The 17368-nt window shown below is 66.5% G+C and carries 9 protein-coding genes; 6 read left to right on the top strand and 3 right to left on the bottom strand.

Features of this window, described 5'->3' with window-relative positions; genetic code table 11:
* The first annotated feature begins 65 nt into the window (after positions 1-65).
* From EO141_RS08195 to EO141_RS08205, 3 genes are all read left to right on the top strand, one after another.
* On the top strand, positions 66-4160 hold the full coding sequence (locus EO141_RS08195; RefSeq protein ID WP_127168936.1) for a CHASE domain-containing protein: 4095 nt from the start codon (positions 66-68) through the stop codon (positions 4158-4160).
* Positions 4161-4191: 31 nt separating this feature from the next.
* Positions 4192-5184, top strand: coding sequence for an HD domain-containing phosphohydrolase (locus tag EO141_RS08200; RefSeq protein WP_127168937.1), 993 nt, complete (start codon positions 4192-4194; stop codon positions 5182-5184).
* A gap of 540 nt (positions 5185-5724) precedes the next feature.
* A complete protein-coding gene (locus tag EO141_RS08205) occupies positions 5725-7161 on the top strand; it encodes a DHA2 family efflux MFS transporter permease subunit (protein ID WP_127168938.1) in 1437 nt (478 codons plus the stop codon).
* 91 nt (positions 7162-7252) lie between these two features.
* Here EO141_RS08205 and EO141_RS08210 read toward each other — a convergent pair whose 3' ends face one another.
* A complete protein-coding gene (locus EO141_RS08210; protein WP_104647918.1) occupies positions 7253-7828 on the bottom strand; it encodes a TetR family transcriptional regulator in 576 nt (191 codons plus the stop codon).
* Between the two features lie 130 nt (positions 7829-7958).
* Here EO141_RS08210 and EO141_RS08215 point away from each other — a divergent pair, with 130 nt between their 5' ends.
* From EO141_RS08215 to EO141_RS08225, 3 genes are read left to right on the top strand one after another with little or no spacing between them, the layout of a single operon-like run.
* Positions 7959-9041, top strand: coding sequence for an alkene reductase (locus EO141_RS08215; RefSeq protein WP_127168939.1), 1083 nt, complete (start codon positions 7959-7961; stop codon positions 9039-9041).
* A gap of 48 nt (positions 9042-9089) precedes the next feature.
* Entirely contained in the window at positions 9090-9878 is a 789-nt protein-coding gene (locus EO141_RS08220; RefSeq protein ID WP_127168940.1) for an SDR family oxidoreductase, read from the top strand.
* Positions 9791-11107 carry an NADP-dependent oxidoreductase gene (locus tag EO141_RS08225; protein WP_241236636.1) on the top strand — a complete coding sequence of 439 codons (1317 nt, stop codon included), beginning with the start codon at positions 9791-9793 and terminating at the stop codon, positions 11105-11107. The genes EO141_RS08220 and EO141_RS08225 overlap by 88 nt, the downstream gene beginning before the upstream one ends.
* Before the next feature lie 269 nt (positions 11108-11376).
* On the opposite strand, the gene EO141_RS08230 is transcribed toward EO141_RS08225, so the two are convergent.
* Together EO141_RS08230 and EO141_RS08235 are read right to left on the bottom strand one after the other, a co-directional pair.
* Positions 11377-11673, bottom strand: a complete 297-nt coding sequence (locus tag EO141_RS08230; RefSeq protein ID WP_127169206.1) for a hypothetical protein — start codon at positions 11671-11673, stop codon at positions 11377-11379.
* Positions 11674-12190: 517 nt separating this feature from the next.
* Positions 12191-17200, bottom strand: coding sequence for an NAD-glutamate dehydrogenase domain-containing protein (locus EO141_RS08235; protein WP_127168941.1), 5010 nt, complete (start codon positions 17198-17200; stop codon positions 12191-12193).
* Between the last annotated feature and the right edge of the window lie 168 nt (positions 17201-17368).

The following is a 17368-nucleotide window of genomic DNA, read 5'->3' on the forward strand; positions in this document are numbered from 1 at the left end:
CACGAAGCCGACCTCACTGTCGGTCAGCACACCGGGCACGCAACAGGCAAGGCAAAGGGACACAAATGCCGAATGGCCGCTGGGATCTGCGCAGGAAATACGGGCGCCGTGCGTCGATCGGGGCCCTGCTGATTCTCGCCGCAGGTTTGATTGCCGCCATTTTCGCCGGCCTGTCGCTGCAGCGACATAACGACCTCGAGCGCGAGCAGCGTTTCAACTACGTCGTGCGCACGCTGACCCGCAATATCAGCGAGCGCATGTATACCTTCGAACACGGGCTGCGCGGCGCGCGCGGCGCGGTGATCGGCGCCGGCAAGGAGATCATCAGTCGCGACCGCTTCACCCTGTACAGCCGCTCGCGCGATTACACGCGCGAGTTTCCCGGCGTGCTGGGCTACGGCTACATCCATCGCGTCGCGCCCGCCGACGAAGAGGCCTTCCTGCAGGCCGCCCGTGCCGACGGCGCACCGGACATCAAGCGGCGGCCGCTGGAGCCCTGGGACGGCGAGCGCTACATCGTGCTGTATTTCGAGCCGGAGTCCTCGGGCAATCGTCCAATCGGCCTGGACATCGCCTCCGAGCCACGTCGCCGCGCCGCCGCACTGCAGGCCGCGCGCAGCGGCCTGCCGATCATGACCTCGCCGATCTCGCTGTCCGGTTATCGCATTCCCAGCGAGAGCGGATTCCTGGTGCTGCTGGCCGTGTATCGCGAAGGCATGCCGCTGCAGACGCCGCAGCAGCGCATGGCCGCCACCAGCGGCTGGGTGTATGCGCCCTTCAGCGTCGAGCAGATGGTGCAAAGCACCCTGGGCGAGCGCGACGACCTGGCACTGGACCTGTCCGACAGGAACGAGCCCACCCACAATTTCTACCGCAGCGGCACGCCGTCCAGCGACAGCGCAAGTCGCCCGCCGGTGATCCAGCAGCTGCAGATCTACGGCCGCACCTGGATCATCACCGCCCACCCCACCGCCAGCTTCCTGGCTTCGCTCAACCAGACCTCGCCATGGCTGATGGGCGGCCTGGTGCTGGGCGTGTCGGTGCTGCTTGCGGCATTGCTGGTGCTGTATTTCAGCAATGGACTGCGGCGCGAGGAAGTGCTGCGCAAGCAGATGGAGCTGGCGGCGCTGGTCAGCCATTCCAGCGAAGCCATCGTCGCCGAAACCCCGGACGGAGACATCACCCACTGGAATCCCGCTGCCGAAGCGATGTTCGGCTACAGCGCGGACGAGGCGATCGGCCAGAACCTGACGATGCTGCTGTCGCCGCAGCCGTATGCGATTGCCGACATCGCGCACGCCGACGAACACCAGTCGGTCGATGCCTCCGCGGCGCAAAGCATGCGCCATCGCGACGGGCATCTGGTGCATGTACTGGCCAGCAAGGCCCCGATCATCGAACGTAACGACACCCTGAGTGGGCATTCGCATTTCTTCCGCGACATCTCCGAGCGGGTGCGGTCGCACCAGCGCATCGTCGCGCTCAACGCATCGCTCGAACATCAGGTCGCCGAACGCACCAGCGAACTGATGAAGTTCTCCGCGCTGCATCGGGCGATTCTGGCGCATGCCGGCTTTGCCATCATCGCCACCGACTCCGCTGGCTTTGTCACGCTGTTCAATCGGGCCGCGGAAAAACTGCTGGGCTACAACGCCGACGAGGTGATCGGCCGCCGCAAGGCCGGCCAGTTCATCGAGCCCGAGGAATTGCAGCAGCGCGCGCACATGCTCTCCGAGCAGGCCGGCGCGCCGGTGGCGCACACCCTGGAGGCGATCGCCGCGCTGACCAGCCTGGGCCGCAGCGACACCAGCGAATGGACCTACGTCAGCCACGAAGGCCGCCGCCTGCCGGTGCTGCTGACCCTGAGCACGCTACGCGACGACAACGACCAGGTGATCGGCTACCTGGGCATGGCGGTGGATCTGACCGAGCAGAAACTGCACGAGAAACAACTGCGCCTGGCGATGGACGCGGCCAAGAGCGCCAACCAGTCCAAGTCAGATTTCCTGGCCAACATGAGCCATGAGATCCGCACGCCGATGAACGCGATCCTGGGCATGCTGTACCTGCTGCAGCGCAGCGAGCTGCCCGCTGCGGCGCAGGACATGGTGACCAAGATCGATCGCTCCGCGCGCTCGTTGCTGGAAATCATCAACGACATCCTGGACTTCTCCAAGATCGAGGCCGGGCGCATCGACCTGGAACGCGCACCGTTCGACCTCAATCAACTGTTCGACAACATCGCCGACCTGATGCGTTCCTCGCTCAGCACCAAACCGGTGGAAATGATCGTCGAACCGCTGCCGCGCGACTGCCGCTGGTTGCTCGGCGATGCGCTGCGCATCAACCAGGTGCTGGTCAACCTGGTCGGCAACGCGATCAAGTTCACCGAGCAGGGCGAAGTGGTGCTGTCGGTACGGCGGTTCCCCAGCGGCGATCCGAACAAGTTCAAGCTGTTGTTCTCGGTGCGCGACACCGGCATCGGCATCTCCAAGGAAAAGCAGAGCCTGATCTTCTCGCCGTTCCTGCAGGCCGACACCTCCACCAGCCGGCGTTACGGTGGCAGCGGCCTGGGCCTGACCATCAGCCGGCGCCTGATCGAGTTGATGGGCGGCGAGCTGGAAGTGGAAAGCGTGCCCGGCCGCGGCAGCGAGTTCTATTTCGTGATCACGCTGGAGAAAGCGGCCCCGCCGCCGGCCCAGCGCGAGCTGCCCGCGCTGCCGCCCGAAGCGATGCCGCGCGTCTTGATCGCCGACGACCACGATGCCGCGCTCAACAACCTGGTGCGCATCGCCACCGAACTCGGCTGGCGCGTGGATGCGGTCGCCAGCGGCCAGGCCGCCTTGCAGGCGATCGAACAGGCCAGCGAGCCCTACGACATCTTCCTGCTCGACTGGCGCATGCCCGATATCGACGGGGTGGCGATCGCGCGGCAGATCCGCGCGCGCGCCGTGCCCGGCCCGCATCCGGTGATCGTCATGGTCACCGCGTACGAGCGCCGCCTGCTTGAACAGCACCCGGAGCAACAGGATCTGGATGCGGTCATGACCAAGCCGGTCACCAGTGCAGCGCTGCACCGGCTGATGGAGCAACTGGTCGACGCACGCCCCGGCGCGCGGCCGGTGACGCCCACCTTCGTGGCGCGCCGCCTCGAAGGTGCGCATCTGCTGCTGGTGGACGACAGCGAGATCAACTGCGAAGTGGCCCAGCGCATTCTCGAGGGCGAAGGCGCCATGGTCACGGTCGCCCACGATGGCGAGCAGGCCGTCAACACGCTCAAGCGCGCCCCGGAGCTGTTCCAGCTGGTGTTGATGGACGTGCAGATGCCGGTGGTCGATGGCTACGAAGCCACGCGGCGGCTGCGGCAGATCCCGGCGCTGGCCAGCCTGCCGGTGATCGCGCTGACCGCCGGCGCCTTTCGCCCGCAACAGGAGAAGGCGCTGGAAGCCGGCATGAACGGTTTCATCGCCAAGCCCTTCAATGTGGAGGAACTGGTCACCGCCATCCGCCATTTCCTGCAGCCCGGCGTGCGGCGCATCCCCTCGCTGCCGCACGAAGCCGACGTCCATGCCGGCCCCGAATGGGAACATGCCGACCCGGAGGTGCTGGATGCAGCACGTGCGCGCAGCCTGTGGCGCGAGCGCGAGCCGTACGAGCGCTATCTGCTCAAACTGCTGCGCGACAACCCCGACCCGGCCGAGACCGCAGCCGAGCATCTGCGCCGCAATGAGTTGCCGGCGATCGGCGCGCTGGCGCACAAGCTGCGTGGCGCAGCCGGGTCGCTGGCCTTGCCGGCCCTGGCCGGTGCCGCCAGCGATCTGGAGACCCGCATCGAGGAAGGCCACGACATCACCTCGGCGCTGATCGCGCTCAAGGACACCATGCAGCGCACCACCGCCGCGATCCATGCCTTCCTGCAACACGCCAGCAGCGACGAGGCGGCAAGTGACGATGCGGTCGCGCTGGACGCAGACAGCGTGCAGATCCTGGAAGCGGCCCTGGGCAGCGACGATGCCGACAGGATCGACCACGCGCTGCTGATCTGCGCGCCACGCCTGCCGCGCACCCTGCAGGAAGGACTGCAGCGTGCGGTGGATGATTTCGACTTCCGTCGCGCCGAGGCCACGCTGCGCGACTGGCAAGCCACTCACCTGCACTGACCGGTCGCCACGCAGGTCGCAAGGAGTCTTCATGGCGCATCGTCCCCTGCTGTGTGTCGACGACGAATCCAGCAACCTGGCCACCCTGCGGCAGTTGCTGCGCGACGATTTCCCGCTGGTGTTCGCCAAGTCCGGCCGCGAAGCGCTGGAGGCGGTGCTTCGCCACACGCCGTCGTTGATCCTGCTGGATGTCGAGCTGCCGGACATGGACGGCTATGCGGTGGCGCGCACGCTCAAGCAGCAACCGGCCAGCGCGGCCATCCCGATCCTGTTCGTGACCTCGCGCAACAGCGAGCACGACGAGCGCACAGGCCTGGAAGCGGGCGCGGCCGACTACGTCAGCAAGCCCTACTCGCCCGCCCTGCTCAAGGTCCGCATCGCCACCCAGTTGAAGCTGGCCGAAAACGCGCGGCTGGCCCAGCAATACCGCGATGCGATCCATCTGCTCGGCACCGCCGGGCAGGGCCAGGATGCCGACACCGGCGCCCATATCTGGCGCATGGCCGCCTATGCGCGGGTGCTGGCCGAAAAGATCGGCTGGCCGGCGCAACGGGCGCAGTTGCTGCAGGATGCCGCGCCCCTGCACGATGCCGGCAAGATTGCGGCACCCGGCGGCATGCTGCACCCGTCCGATACGCTGGACGAACACGAACGCTCGGTGGTGCGCCAGCATCCGCAGGTCGGCCACGCCCTGCTGCGGCACGGTCGCGGGCCGGTGTTTCAGCTGGCTGCGGAGATCGCGCTGCATCACCACGAATGCTGGGACGGCAGCGGCTATCCCACGGGCCTGGTCGGCGATGCCATTCCCGAATCGGCGCGCATCGTGGCGGTGGCCGATGTGTTCGATGCGCTGTGCGGACGGCGCGCCTACAAGGCGCCATGGACGGTGGAAGACGCCATGCGCAAGCTCGACAGCATGGCCGGCAAGCAACTGGAGCCGTGCCTGGTGCAGCATTTTCGCGAAGCGTTGCCGCAGATCCTGCAGATCATGGACGCCTGGGACGATCCGGCCGCACAGCGTTGATCCACACGATGCGTGCTGCGGCCGCTCGCGGCGTCTCGCACCAACAGGGAGCTGTTCTTCTCCGGTCGGGGGAGAAAGACGAGCGCCAATGCATCCCTTCTCCGGCCGGGAGAAAGGTGCCGGTCGGGAGAAGGATGGGTGCCGGTGCTTCCCTTCTCCGGCCGGGAGAAAGGTGCCGGTCGGAAGAAAGATGCGCGCCGGTGCTTCCCTTCTCCCCCCGGGAGAAGGTGGCGCGTAGCGCCGGATGAGGGACGCCCAGCCTGGCGACCGACCAGTCATCCCGACTCGCCACACCAATCAGCCACCCGCGCCGCCCGGAACAACGCTGACGGCGATCCGGACGCCAGCGCAGCTCCCACAGCATCCCAAGACAGCCCCGGCGCACCCATCTCCAGACACACGCACTGTTACCCCCGCACGCTTGAACCCCGCTGCGCAGCGGCGGACAATACCCATGTTGCGCCGCACAACACCGTGCGACGCGGGCCGGCCCGATCGCCATCTGTGCGCCACCGCTGCGGCCCCGCAACCGAGAGTCCGATGTCCTCCAGCGTGTCCGAGGCCGGCGTCACGCCGCCGCGTTATCCCGATTACCGCATCATCTCGCTGATCCTGGCCTGCGCCATCTTCATGGAGCAGATGGATGCCACCGTGCTGGCAACCGCGTTGCCGACCCTGGCACGCGACTTCGGCGTTGCCGCGCCGGCAATGAGCATCGCCATGACCAGCTACCTGCTGGCGCTGGCGGTACTGATTCCGGCCAGCGGCGCGATCGCCGACCGCTTTGGCCTGCGCCGCGTGTTCGGCGCGTCGATCTGGGTGTTCGTCGGCGGCTCGATCCTGTGTTCGCTGGCCGACAGCCTGCCAACCATGGTCGCCGCGCGCGTGCTGCAAGGCGCCGGCGGCGCGATGATGGCCCCGCTCGGCCGGCTGATCCTGCTGCGCACTGTCGAACGCCGCCATCTGGTGTCGGCCATGGCCTGGACGCTGGTGCCGGCCTTCATCGGCCCGATGCTCGGCCCGCCGCTGGGCGGATTGTTCGTCTCGTACCTGGATTGGCGCTGGATCTTCTACATCAACGTGCCGATCGGCGTGGCCGGTTTCCTGCTGGTGCGCCGTTTCATTCCGGAAATCCCCACCGAGTCGGCCCCGGCCCGCTTCGATCTGCGCGGTTTCGTGCTGTGCGGTACCGCGTTGGGTTGCCTGTTGTTCGGCCTGGAAATGGTCAGCCAGCAGGACGGCATCGGCACCGCGAGCTGGCTGCTGGCCATCGGCGCCAGCGCAGCGCTGGGGTATTTGTGGCATGCCCGCCACCACCCCGCTCCGCTGCTGGACCTGAGCCTGCTGCGGATCGACTCGTTCCGCTTATCGGTGATCGGCGGTGCGCTGATGCGCATCACCCAGGGCGCGCATCCATTCCTGCTGCCGCTGCTGTTCCAGATCGGCTTCGGCATGAGCGCCGCGCACAGCGGCCGCCTGATCCTGGCCACCGCACTCGGCGCACTGCTGATGCGCAGCATCACTCCGCAGTTGCTGCGCCGCTTCGGCTATCGCAACAGCCTGATCGGCAACGGCGTGCTCGCCAGCCTGGGCTACATGGTGTGTGCGTTGTTCCGGCCCGACTGGCCGCCGGCGCTGATGTTCGGCCTGCTGCTGTGCTGCGGCGCCTTCATGTCGTTCCAGTTCGCCGCCTACAACACCATCGCCTACGAAAATGTGCCCGCATCGCGCATGAGCCGCGCCAGCAGCCTGTACACCACCTTGCAGCAACTGATGCTCTCGGTCGGCGTCTGCGCCGGCGCGATGATCCTCAAGCTGGCGATGCTGGCCGGCGATCACACCCAACCGGCGCAACGCGATTTCTCGCTGGCGTTCTGCGTGGTGAGCCTGATCTCGCTCAGCGCCACCTGGTGGCACCTGCGTTTTGACAAGGACGCCGGGCAGGAACTGAGCGGGCACCGGGCGTCCAGCGGCTGACACCACCACCGCGCAGCCGGCGGGCCTGCGCGAGCGTGACCTGGAATCGGCACGCGTCAGCAGCAAAACGCCGGTGGACAGCCCACCCCGGTCAATTGGACGGCTGCAGCGACGACAGGATCTGGTCGCGACACACCGCAATGATTTCGTCGGCCAGTGGCGAGGCGTTCGGGCACGCCCGCGACAGCACGATGGCGCCGATGGCATGCGCCATCATGCCCAGGTTGCTGGCGCGCTCGGCCGCAGCCTGCGCAGTGCCGGGCGCAGCCCCGCTGCGGTCGAGCGTTGCCAACAGGTTCTCGACCCCGGCAGCAAACGCGTCGCGCACTTCCTCCGGCTGGCGCGCGGCATCGGCACCCAGCGCAGCCATCGTGCAGCCGGTGGCAGGGCTGTCGCGATGTTCGCGCGACAGATAGGACGTCACGAAATCTGCCTTGTCCACCTGCTCGGTCTGCGCGGCGGTATTGGCCAGGCCGCAGGCCGCCGACTCGGCCATCAGGTCCGCCTTGGAGCGGAACTGCTTGTAGAAGCCACCGTGGGTGAAACCTGCAGCAGCCATCAGATCGGCGATGCCGATCCCTTCATAACCGCGCTCGCGAAACAGCACCGAGGCCGTCTCGACGACGTGCGCCCGGTTCGCCTGTGCCTGTGCCTTGGTCACTTTCATCGTTGGGACACTCCGTGGTGATGCGACATGGGAAAGCGAGAGCGTACATTGATGTTGACCGACATCAAAGTGTTGACATCTTAGATTTTGATCGTAATCTTTGCCACTTCCTGCTGTCCGAGCCCCGTCGATGACCCACCCTTCGCTGTTCGAACCCTATGCACTGGGCACGCTGACCCTGGCCAACCGCATCGTGATGGCGCCGCTGACCCGTAACCGTGCGGGCGCCGGCCTGGTGCCGAGCGCACTGGCAGCCACCTATTACGCCCAGCGCGCCTCGGCCGGCCTGCTGATTACCGAGGCCACCCAGGTCTCGCCCCAGGCCCAGGGCTACCAGGACACCCCCGGCCTGTACACGCCCGGGCAGATTGCCGCCTGGCGCGCGGTCACCGACGCCGTGCATGCCAACGGCGGGCGCATCTTCGTGCAGCTGTGGCACGTCGGCCGGGTGTCGCATGTCGACCTGCAGCCGGGCGGCGCGGCACCGGTTGCGCCGTCGGCGATCCGCGCGGCGACCAAGGTGTTCGTCAACAACGGCTTTGCCGATGTCTCCGAACCACGCGCGCTGGAGCTGCACGAACTGCCGGGCATCGTCGACGACTTCCGCCAGGCCGCGGCCAATGCGATTGCCGCCGGCTTCGACGGCGTCGAAATCCACGGCGCCAATGGCTATCTGCTGGAGCAGTTCATCAAGGACGGCGCCAACCAGCGCACCGATGCCTATGGCGGCTCGATCGAAAACCGCGCGCGCCTGTTGCTGGAGGTGGTCGCCGCAGTAAGCGAGCAGATCGGCGCCGATCGCACCGGCGTGCGCATCTCGCCGGTATCGCCGGCAAGCGGCATTTCCGGCAGCGATCCGCAGCCGCAATACGACTACATCGCCGAGCAACTCGACGCGCTGGGCATCGTGTATCTGCATGTGGTCGAAGGTGCGACCGGCGGCCCGCGCGATGCGGCCCCGTTCGACTATGCCGCGCTGCGCAGCAAGTTCACCCGCACCTACCTGGCCAACAACGGCTACGACCTGGACCTGGCCAACGCCCAGGTGCGCGCAGGCAACATCGACCTGGTGGCCTTCGGCCGCCCGTTCATCAGCAACCCGGACCTGGTCCAGCGCCTGCGAACCGGCGCAGCACTGGCGCCGTTGAATCCGGCCACCCTCTACGGCGGTGGCGCCGAAGGCTATATCGACTACCCGTCCCTCGCCGGCTGAGGCTGTCTCGCCTGGCGCCCTTCATCCACTCTCATCAAGGAATCCTGCATGTCCACGCTTCCCGCTGTCCTCATCACCGGCGCCTCCACCGGCATCGGCGCCGTCTACGCCGAGCGCTTCGCGCAACGCGGCCATGACCTGGTACTGGTCGCACGCGACAAGGCCCGCCTGGATGCGCTGGCTGCGCGCCTGCGCGATGCACATGGCGTCAGCGTCGATGTGCTGCAGGCCGACCTGACCCAGGCCGCCGATCTGGCCGCGGTGGAAACCCGCCTGCGCGAGGATGCGCAGATCGGCATCCTGATCAACAACGCCGGCATGGCGCAGTCCGGCGGCATCCTGCAGCAGGACGCCGCGGCGGTCGACCGCCTGATCGCGCTCAATGTCACCGCGTTGACGCGCCTGTCCGCCGCCGTTGGGCCGCGCTTTGCACAGTCCGGCAGCGGCGCGATCGTCAACCTCGGCTCGGTGGTGGGTTTCGCTCCGGAATTCGGCATGAGCGTCTATGGCGCCACCAAGGCCTTCGTGCTGTTCCTGTCGCAGGGGCTGCACCTGGAGCTGGGCGCCAAGGGCGTCTATGTGCAGGCCGTGCTGCCGGCCGGCACGCGCACCGAGATCTGGGGACGCGCCGGTATCGACGTCAACACGCTCAGCGACCTGATGGACGTGGGCGAACTGGTCGACGCCGCGCTGGTCGGCTTCGATCGCCGCGAGCTGGTCACCATTCCGCCGTTGCACGTGGCCGAACGTTGGGACGCACTGGATGGTGCGCGCCAGGGCTTGCTGTCGGACATCCGGCAGGCAAACGCCGCCGAGCGTTATCAGCCGGCAGCCTGACCGGCCGAACGACGCTGCTGCCCCGCAGCGCTCGCCACGGTGAGCGCTGCGGACCTGCATGGAGACGGCACGCAGCCGCACGCGTGCACGGGTTCGATGGATTCACATGGGCGCATGTGGCGATCAGGCGGCAGGCATCGCTCTGCCAGCGCAGGGGTGAAGGCGGCCGGGGCCCGCGTCGTACCCGGCCACCCATCCCTACAACCACGGCATTGGACTGGAACCAGATGAAAGCACTCACCTTCAAACGCTACGGCAAGGCTCCCGGCATCGGCTTCAGCGAGCTGGCCCGCCCGACGCTGCAGCCCGACGAACTACTGGTCGAGGTGCATGCCGCTGGCGTGAACCCGATCGACAACATGATTCCCACCGGCATCTTCAAACCCGTGGTGAAATTCGAGCTGCCCGCCACGCTGGGCAGCGACGTGGCCGGTATCGTCATCGAGGTCGGCAACCGCGTCACCCGCTTCAAGCCGGGCGATGCGATTTTCGCCAGCGTGTTCGATCTTGGCCGCGGCACCATCGCCGAGTATGTCGCGGTACCGGAAGGCGCCGCAGCGTTGAAGCCGGCCAACCTGGAGTTCGTGCAGGCGGCATCGCTGCCGATGGTCGCACTCACGTCCTGGCAGGCCCTGAAGGAACGTGCCGGACTGCAGCCCGGCCAGAAGGTGTTCATTCCTGCCGGTTCCGGCGGCATCGGCACCATCGCGATCCAGTTGGCAAAGCACCTCGGCGCCACTGTCGGCACCACCACCAGCACCGGCAATGTCGCGCTGGTGAACAGCCTTGGCGCAGACGAGGTGGTCGACTACAGGCAACAGGACTTCGAGACCGTGCTGCGTGGCTACGACGTCGCGCTGGGCACGATGCGGGGCGATACGATCGAAAAATCGCTCGCCATCCTCAAGCCCGGCGGCAGGATCGTATCGCTGGTCGGGCCGCTGGACGCGGCCTTCGCGCGTGCGCGCCGGCTCAACGTGGTGCTGAGAGTCGTTTTCGCCATGATGAGCCGCAAGATCATCCGCCTGGCGAACAAGCGCAACGTCGCCTACGGCTTCCTGTTCGTGCGTCCCGATGGCGCGCAACTGGCGAAGATCGGCGAACTGCTCGAAGCCGGACGCATCCGCCCGGTCATCGACAAGGTGTTTGGCTTCGACCAGGCAAAGCAGGCGCTGGAATATCTAGCCCAGGGCCGCGCCAAGGGCAAGGTGGTCGTCAAGATCAGATAAGGCAGTGAACTGGTCACGGCAATCGGTGCAGACCCACGCACGCGAAAGGTCGCCCCGACGGCGAATGCCATTCAGTCACTGATGACCACACTATCGCGGTATTCGTGCGCAGGTCGCCATCGATGAGCGCCACCTGCGCTGTATCACTCAATCGCTAAACCTTGAGCGCAATTCGGTCCAGCGCATCCGGGTCTCCCGCCAACAACGCTGCTCGCAGCCAGGATGCAGGAAGTCCGACGCCGTTCGATGACCGACGTTCGCACTGCACCTTACGGTGCAGCTGCAAGACGTTCCTGCAACGCATGCAGCGAATCTTTTCCCGACGCAGCCAGCGCACGCGACGCGTAGAGCAGGCGATCAGTGAGCTCGCCACCCAGGCCAGGTTGACCCGCCTCGCGGGCCGCCTCACCGGCGTGCAGCATCTCCAACACGCCCTGCAGCCCGAGCAAGCAGTGATCGATATGCGCGCATTTGAGAGCCAGGCCAAATTGCATCGGCAGATCGGACCAATGCAGGCCGTTGGTGGCTTCCGCACCACGTGACTCGGACAGGCGACGGAAGAACACGTCCTCACGCGCATCACCATGATCGGCCACGGTATGGGCGGTCGGCTGCGAGGCGGTTGCAGTAGTGGCCGAATGGGCAGGATTGGTACGCGGCATGAGGATCTCCTTGGATAGTGGAGAGCACCGCCATCGTTGACCGGCGCTCGTGCGCCTTGGATTTCGGGCTTCCACACCCGTCTGCAGGATCTACTGCAGCTAGGCGATACTCATCGGACTATTCGAGAGTGTCAAGAAGCCTGGGATTGTTCACCTACTCGCGTGCGTTGTCTGACATGCCTCTGGAATGCAGACATGCTCACAGAAAGGCAGCGCGCGTGTCGTAGCTGACCGGATGTGGACCACGCGATTGGCCGACACCCGGACGACGCATCGGGCTCGCGATCGTACGGAGCAATTCCGCACGTAAACAAGGGGACCCTTGGGCCGCCTTGTGCATGGGCAGACAACTCCATAACTGCGTCAGCTCAGCCTAGGTGATGACGAAGCACCTGCTCCGCCATCACCTCGCTGCACGTCGTTACATCCCGTGCGACGCCAACTGGCCCAACCGCTGCACCGCCACCGACACGGTCGGGTAGTCCAGCGTCTTCTGCTCGGCCACATCGGCCAGCATCGCCAGGGTGAAGCGCAGGCTGGAATCGTCGCGCGCCAGCCAGTTGGCCACCTTGTCCTCGGCACTACTGCCGGGCAGGGTCAGCACCTGCGCCACCAGTGCGCGCTGATGCGCGGCCAGTTCGTCGCGCAGCACACCACGTGCCACTGCATGCCAGCGGCCGTTGACCTCCAGCGCGTCGATCTGCTCGAACAGCCATGGCAGGCGCAGCGCTTCGCCCAGGCGGAAATGCACCTTGGACACGTCCACCGGCTTGAGCTTGCGGGTGCGCGCGGTTTCGATGATGTCGAAGGCCGGTTCCAGGTAACGCAACTCGCACAGCTGTTGCGCCAGTTGCGGCGGCAGGCCCTTGTCCTGCCATTCCTGCACGCTGGCCTCGTACTGCGGGCGCTGCGCATCCGACAGCACACCGGAAGCGACCCGGATGTCGTTGAACGGGCCGTGGTAACGCTCCACCGCCGCGGTGATGCCCGGCATCTGGCCCGGACGCAGCAGCAGCCAACGCACGAACGAGCGTTGCAGGCGCCAGATCACTTCCAGTGCATCGATCTGCACCGACTCGGGCACCTTGCCGTCCAGCGCGTCGATCTGCGTCCACAGCGCGCGTGCATCCAGCGTCTCGCGGCTGATGGTATAGGCCTTGGCGACCTCGGCGATGCTGCGGCCGGTGTCTTCCTGCATGCGCATCAAGAAGGTGGCGCCCATGCGGTTGATGGTGGTGTTGGTCACCGCGGTGGCGATGATCTCGCGCTTGAGGCGGTGACGCTCCATCGCATCGGCGTACTTCTTCTGCAGCGGCTGCGGGAAGTAGCGCTGCAGTTCCTTGGACAGATACGGGTCTTCGGGGATATCCGATTCCAGCAGCTGCTGGAACGCCACCAGCTTGGAGTACGACAACAGCACCGACAGCTCCGGACGCGACAGGCCCTGCCCGCGCGCCTTGCGTGCGGACAGTTCGGCATCGGAGGGCAGGAACTCGATCTGGCGATCGAGCAGGCCCTGCAGTTCCAGCGTGCGGATGAAGTGCTGCTTGGAGCCCAGGCGCTTGACGCTCATCCGCTCCATCAGGCTGATCGCCTGGTTCTGGCGGTAGTTGTCCCACAACACCAGGTCGGCCACTTCGTCGGTCATCGACGCGAGCAATGTGTTGCGCGCGTCGTAGGTGAGCTTCTTGGCCTGCACCATGTCGTTGAGCAGGATCTTGATGTTCACCTCGTGGTCGGAGGTGTCCACGCCGGCCGAGTTGTCGATGAAGTCGGTGTTGAGCAGCACCCCGGCCTGCGCGGCCTCGATGCGACCGAGCTGGGTCAGGCCGAGGTTACCGCCCTCGCCCACCACCTTGCAGCGCAATTCGCCGCCATTGACGCGCAGGCCGTTGTTGGCGCGGTCGCCCACATCGGCGTGCGACTCGCTGGACGCCTTGACGTAGGTGCCGATGCCGCCATTCCAGAACAAATCCACCGGCGCCTTGAGGATGGCGTTCATCAGCTCGTTGGGCGAGAGCTGCTTGATGCTGGATTCCAAGCCCAGCACCTCGCGTACCGGCGCGCTGATGTCGATGGATTTGAGCGTGCGCGGATAGATGCCGCCACCGGCGCTGATCAGCTTGGCCTCGTAGTCGGCCCAGCTGGAACGCGGCAGCTTGAACAGGCGCTCGCGCTCGGCGAACGAAGCGGCGGCATCCGGATTGGGGTCCAGGAAGATATGCCGGTGATCGAACGCGGCCAGCAGGCGGATATGCCTTGAGAGCAGCATGCCGTTGCCGAACACGTCGCCGGACATGTCGCCGATGCCGACCACGCTGAAATCCTGGCTCTGGCAATCGCGCCCCATCGCGCGGAAGTGGCGCTTGACCGACTCCCACGCACCACGCGCGGTGATGCCCATGCCCTTGTGGTCGTAGCCGACCGACCCGCCGGAAGCGAATGCATCGCCCAGCCAGAAGCCGTGGTCCAGCGCCAGCCCGTTGGCGATGTCGGAGAACGTGGCGGTGCCCTTGTCGGCCGCGACCACCAGGTACGGGTCGTCCAGGTCATGGCGTACCACCTGCGGCGGCGGCACGATCTTGCCGCCGACGATGTTGTCGGTGATGTCGAGCAGGCTCTGGATGAACAGCTTGTAGCAGGCGATGCCTTCGGCCTGGATCGCGTCACGGTCGCCGCCCACCGGGGAGCGCTTGACGTAGAAACCGCCCTTGGCGCCGACCGGCACGATGACGGTGTTCTTGACCATCTGCGCCTTGACAAGGCCCAGCACCTCGGTGCGGAAATCCTCGCGCCGGTCCGACCAGCGCAGGCCGCCACGCGCCACCGCGCCAAAGCGCAGGTGCACGCCTTCCACCCGTGGGCTGTAGACGAAGATCTCGCGGTACGGACGCGGCTTGGGCAGATCCGGCACGATCGAAGAATCCAGCTTGAAGCTGATGCAGTGCCCGTGCTTGCCGCTCTTGTCGGTCTGGTAGTAGTTGGTGCGCAGCGTCGCGTCGATCACGCCGATGAAGCTGCGCAGGATGCGGTCCTCGTCCAGGCTGGAAACGCGGTCCATCAGCTTCAGCAGCGTGGCGCGCGCAGCCTCCTGCTGCGCATCGCGGTCGCTGCCGCGCGCCTGCAGCACCGGCTCCAGCGCCTTGAGCGTGGCCTCGTCGCCAGCTGCCAGCACCGACAGTTCCTCGCGCAGGCGTTCCTGCCCGGCAACGATCTGCGCCTTGGTCTCGCTGCCGGTGGACGGATCGAAGCGCGCCTCGAACAGTTCCACCAGCAGGCGTGCCAGCAGCGGATAGCGGGTGAACGTCGCCTCGACATAGGCCTGCGAGAACGGCACCGCGGTCTGCAGCAGATACTTGCAATAGCCGCGCAGCAGCGCGACCTGGCGCCAGTGCAGGCCGGCCGCCAGGATCAGGCGGTTGAAGCCGTCGTTCTCGGCATCGCCGCTCCAGATCCGCTCGAAGGCTTCGCCGAAACCGGCGTCGGCGTTGGCCGCATTGATCCTGCCGGAGGTCGATTCGACCTCGAAATCCTGGATGTAGACCGGCGTCTCGCCGACCTGCAGCCGGTACGGCCGCTCGGAGATCACGCGCAGGCCCAGGTTCTCCATCATCGGCATCGCATCGGACAACGGGATGTCGTCGAGCTGGCGATACAGCTTCAGGCGCAGGCCTTCGCCGGCGTCCAGCCGCACGCCGTCGTCGCGACGGATCTCCTGCAGGCTCAGATGCAGGTCATCCGGGCCTTCCAGTGCCGCCAGATGCTCGACGTCGGACACCGCCGATTCGATCGACGAGTCTTCGATATAGCCGGCCGGCAACGCACGCCCGAAGTTGGCCGCCATGCGCAGGCCATTGACCTCGCCATGCCGCGCCACCAGCGCCTCGCGCAGGGCATCGCGCCAGTTGCGCAGCAGATGCGCCAGCCGCGATTCGAGCTCGGTGGTGTTGAATTCCAGCGCCTCGCCACTCTTGGGCCGCACGATCAGGTGCAGCTGCGCCAGCGGCGATTCGCCCAGCACCACGCTGGAATCGATGTATTCGCCGTGCAGCGCCTCCTTCAGCAAGGCTTCGATGCGCAGCCGCACATCGGTATTGAAGCGCTCGCGCGGGATGTACACCAGCGCGGAAATGAAGCGGCTGTACTTGTCGCGGCGCAGGAACATGCGGCTGCGCACGCGCTCCTGCAGGCCGAGGATGCCGATCGCGGTGCGGTACAGCTCTTCCTCGTTGGACTGGAACAGCTCCTCGCGCGGCAATGTCTCCAGAATGTGCCGCAGTGCCTTGCCGCTGTGGCTGCTCGGGGTCAGCCCGGACTTGCTCATCACGTATTCGTGGCGCTGCCGCACCAGCGGAATTTCCCACGGGCGGCGGTTGTAGGCGCTGGAGGTGAACAGGCCCAGGAAGCGCTGCTCGCCGACGATGCGGCCCTTGGCATCGAATTCCAGGATGCCGATGTAATCCATGTAGCCGACCCGATGCACGCGCGAGCGCGCATTGGTCTTGGTCAGGATCAGCGCGTCCTTGAGCTTGGCCGAGGTGTTCAGGCCATGCGCCGCCAGCGTGGTCACCGGGCGCGCCGGCGAGGTGTCGCGGCCGCGCATCAGGCCCAGGCCGGTTTCTTCCACCGGCGCCAGCACGTCCTGGCCGTCCTGCTTCTCCACGCGGTACTCGCGGTAGCCGAAGAAGGTGAAGTGGTCGGCGGCCGCCCAGCGCAGGAATTCCTGCGCCTCGTGGCGGCTGATGTCGTCCATCGGCAGGCGGCGGGTGGCCAGGTCATCGGCCAGCATCACCATCTTTTCGCGCATCGACGCCCAGTCGTGCACGATCGCGCGCACCTCGGCCAGCACCTTGCGCACGGCCGCTTCCACCTTGGGCATGTCGTCGGCAGGCTGGCGGTCGATCTCCAGCACCATCAGCGACTCGCTCTTGCCCTCGCCCACCGCGGTCAGCTTGCCGGCCTTGTCGCGCGCAATGCGCAGCACCGGGTGGCCGAGCACGTGCACGCCGATGCCCAGGTCCGACAGCGTCATGCTCACCGAGTCCACCAGGAACGGCATGTCGTCGTTGACGATCTGCAGCAGCGTGTGCGGCGACTCGTAGCCGTGACTCTTCAGGGTCGGGTTGAACACCCGCACATTGACCGTGCCGGCCTTGCGCGTGCGCGCAAACTCCAGCATGTCGGCCGCCAGGGCCGCCCACTGTTCGGGTGGGTGGTTGGGGAACTCGTCCTCTTCCATGCGCCGGTAGAAGTCGGCTGCAAACAGCTGCACCTCGGACTGGCGGGCAGCCGGGTAGCGCTTGCGCAACGCGGCAAAGACCGGCTCCAGGGTGACCGCCTGCGGCGCGGTGGCAAGCACGGGGACGGCATGTTCGGCGACCGGTGTGACCGACGTCGTGGACGATTTCGAAGCAGCTTTCTTGGCTGTCATGAGAGCGCTGGGATGCTCGGTGGAAAACCTGAATTGTACCGGCGCCGGATGAAGGCGCCTTGCTGCATAGCGCAAATTCCCGGGGCCGGCGCCGGCCCCGGACGCGGCATCCAAGCGCTACCCGACTGTAATTCCTCGGACGGCGGCCGATTGGCGGCCGCGCATCGG

Source organism: Xanthomonas sp. BRIP62415 (assembly GCF_003993515.1).
Taxonomy (GTDB): Bacteria; Pseudomonadota; Gammaproteobacteria; order Xanthomonadales; family Xanthomonadaceae; genus Xanthomonas; species Xanthomonas euroxanthea.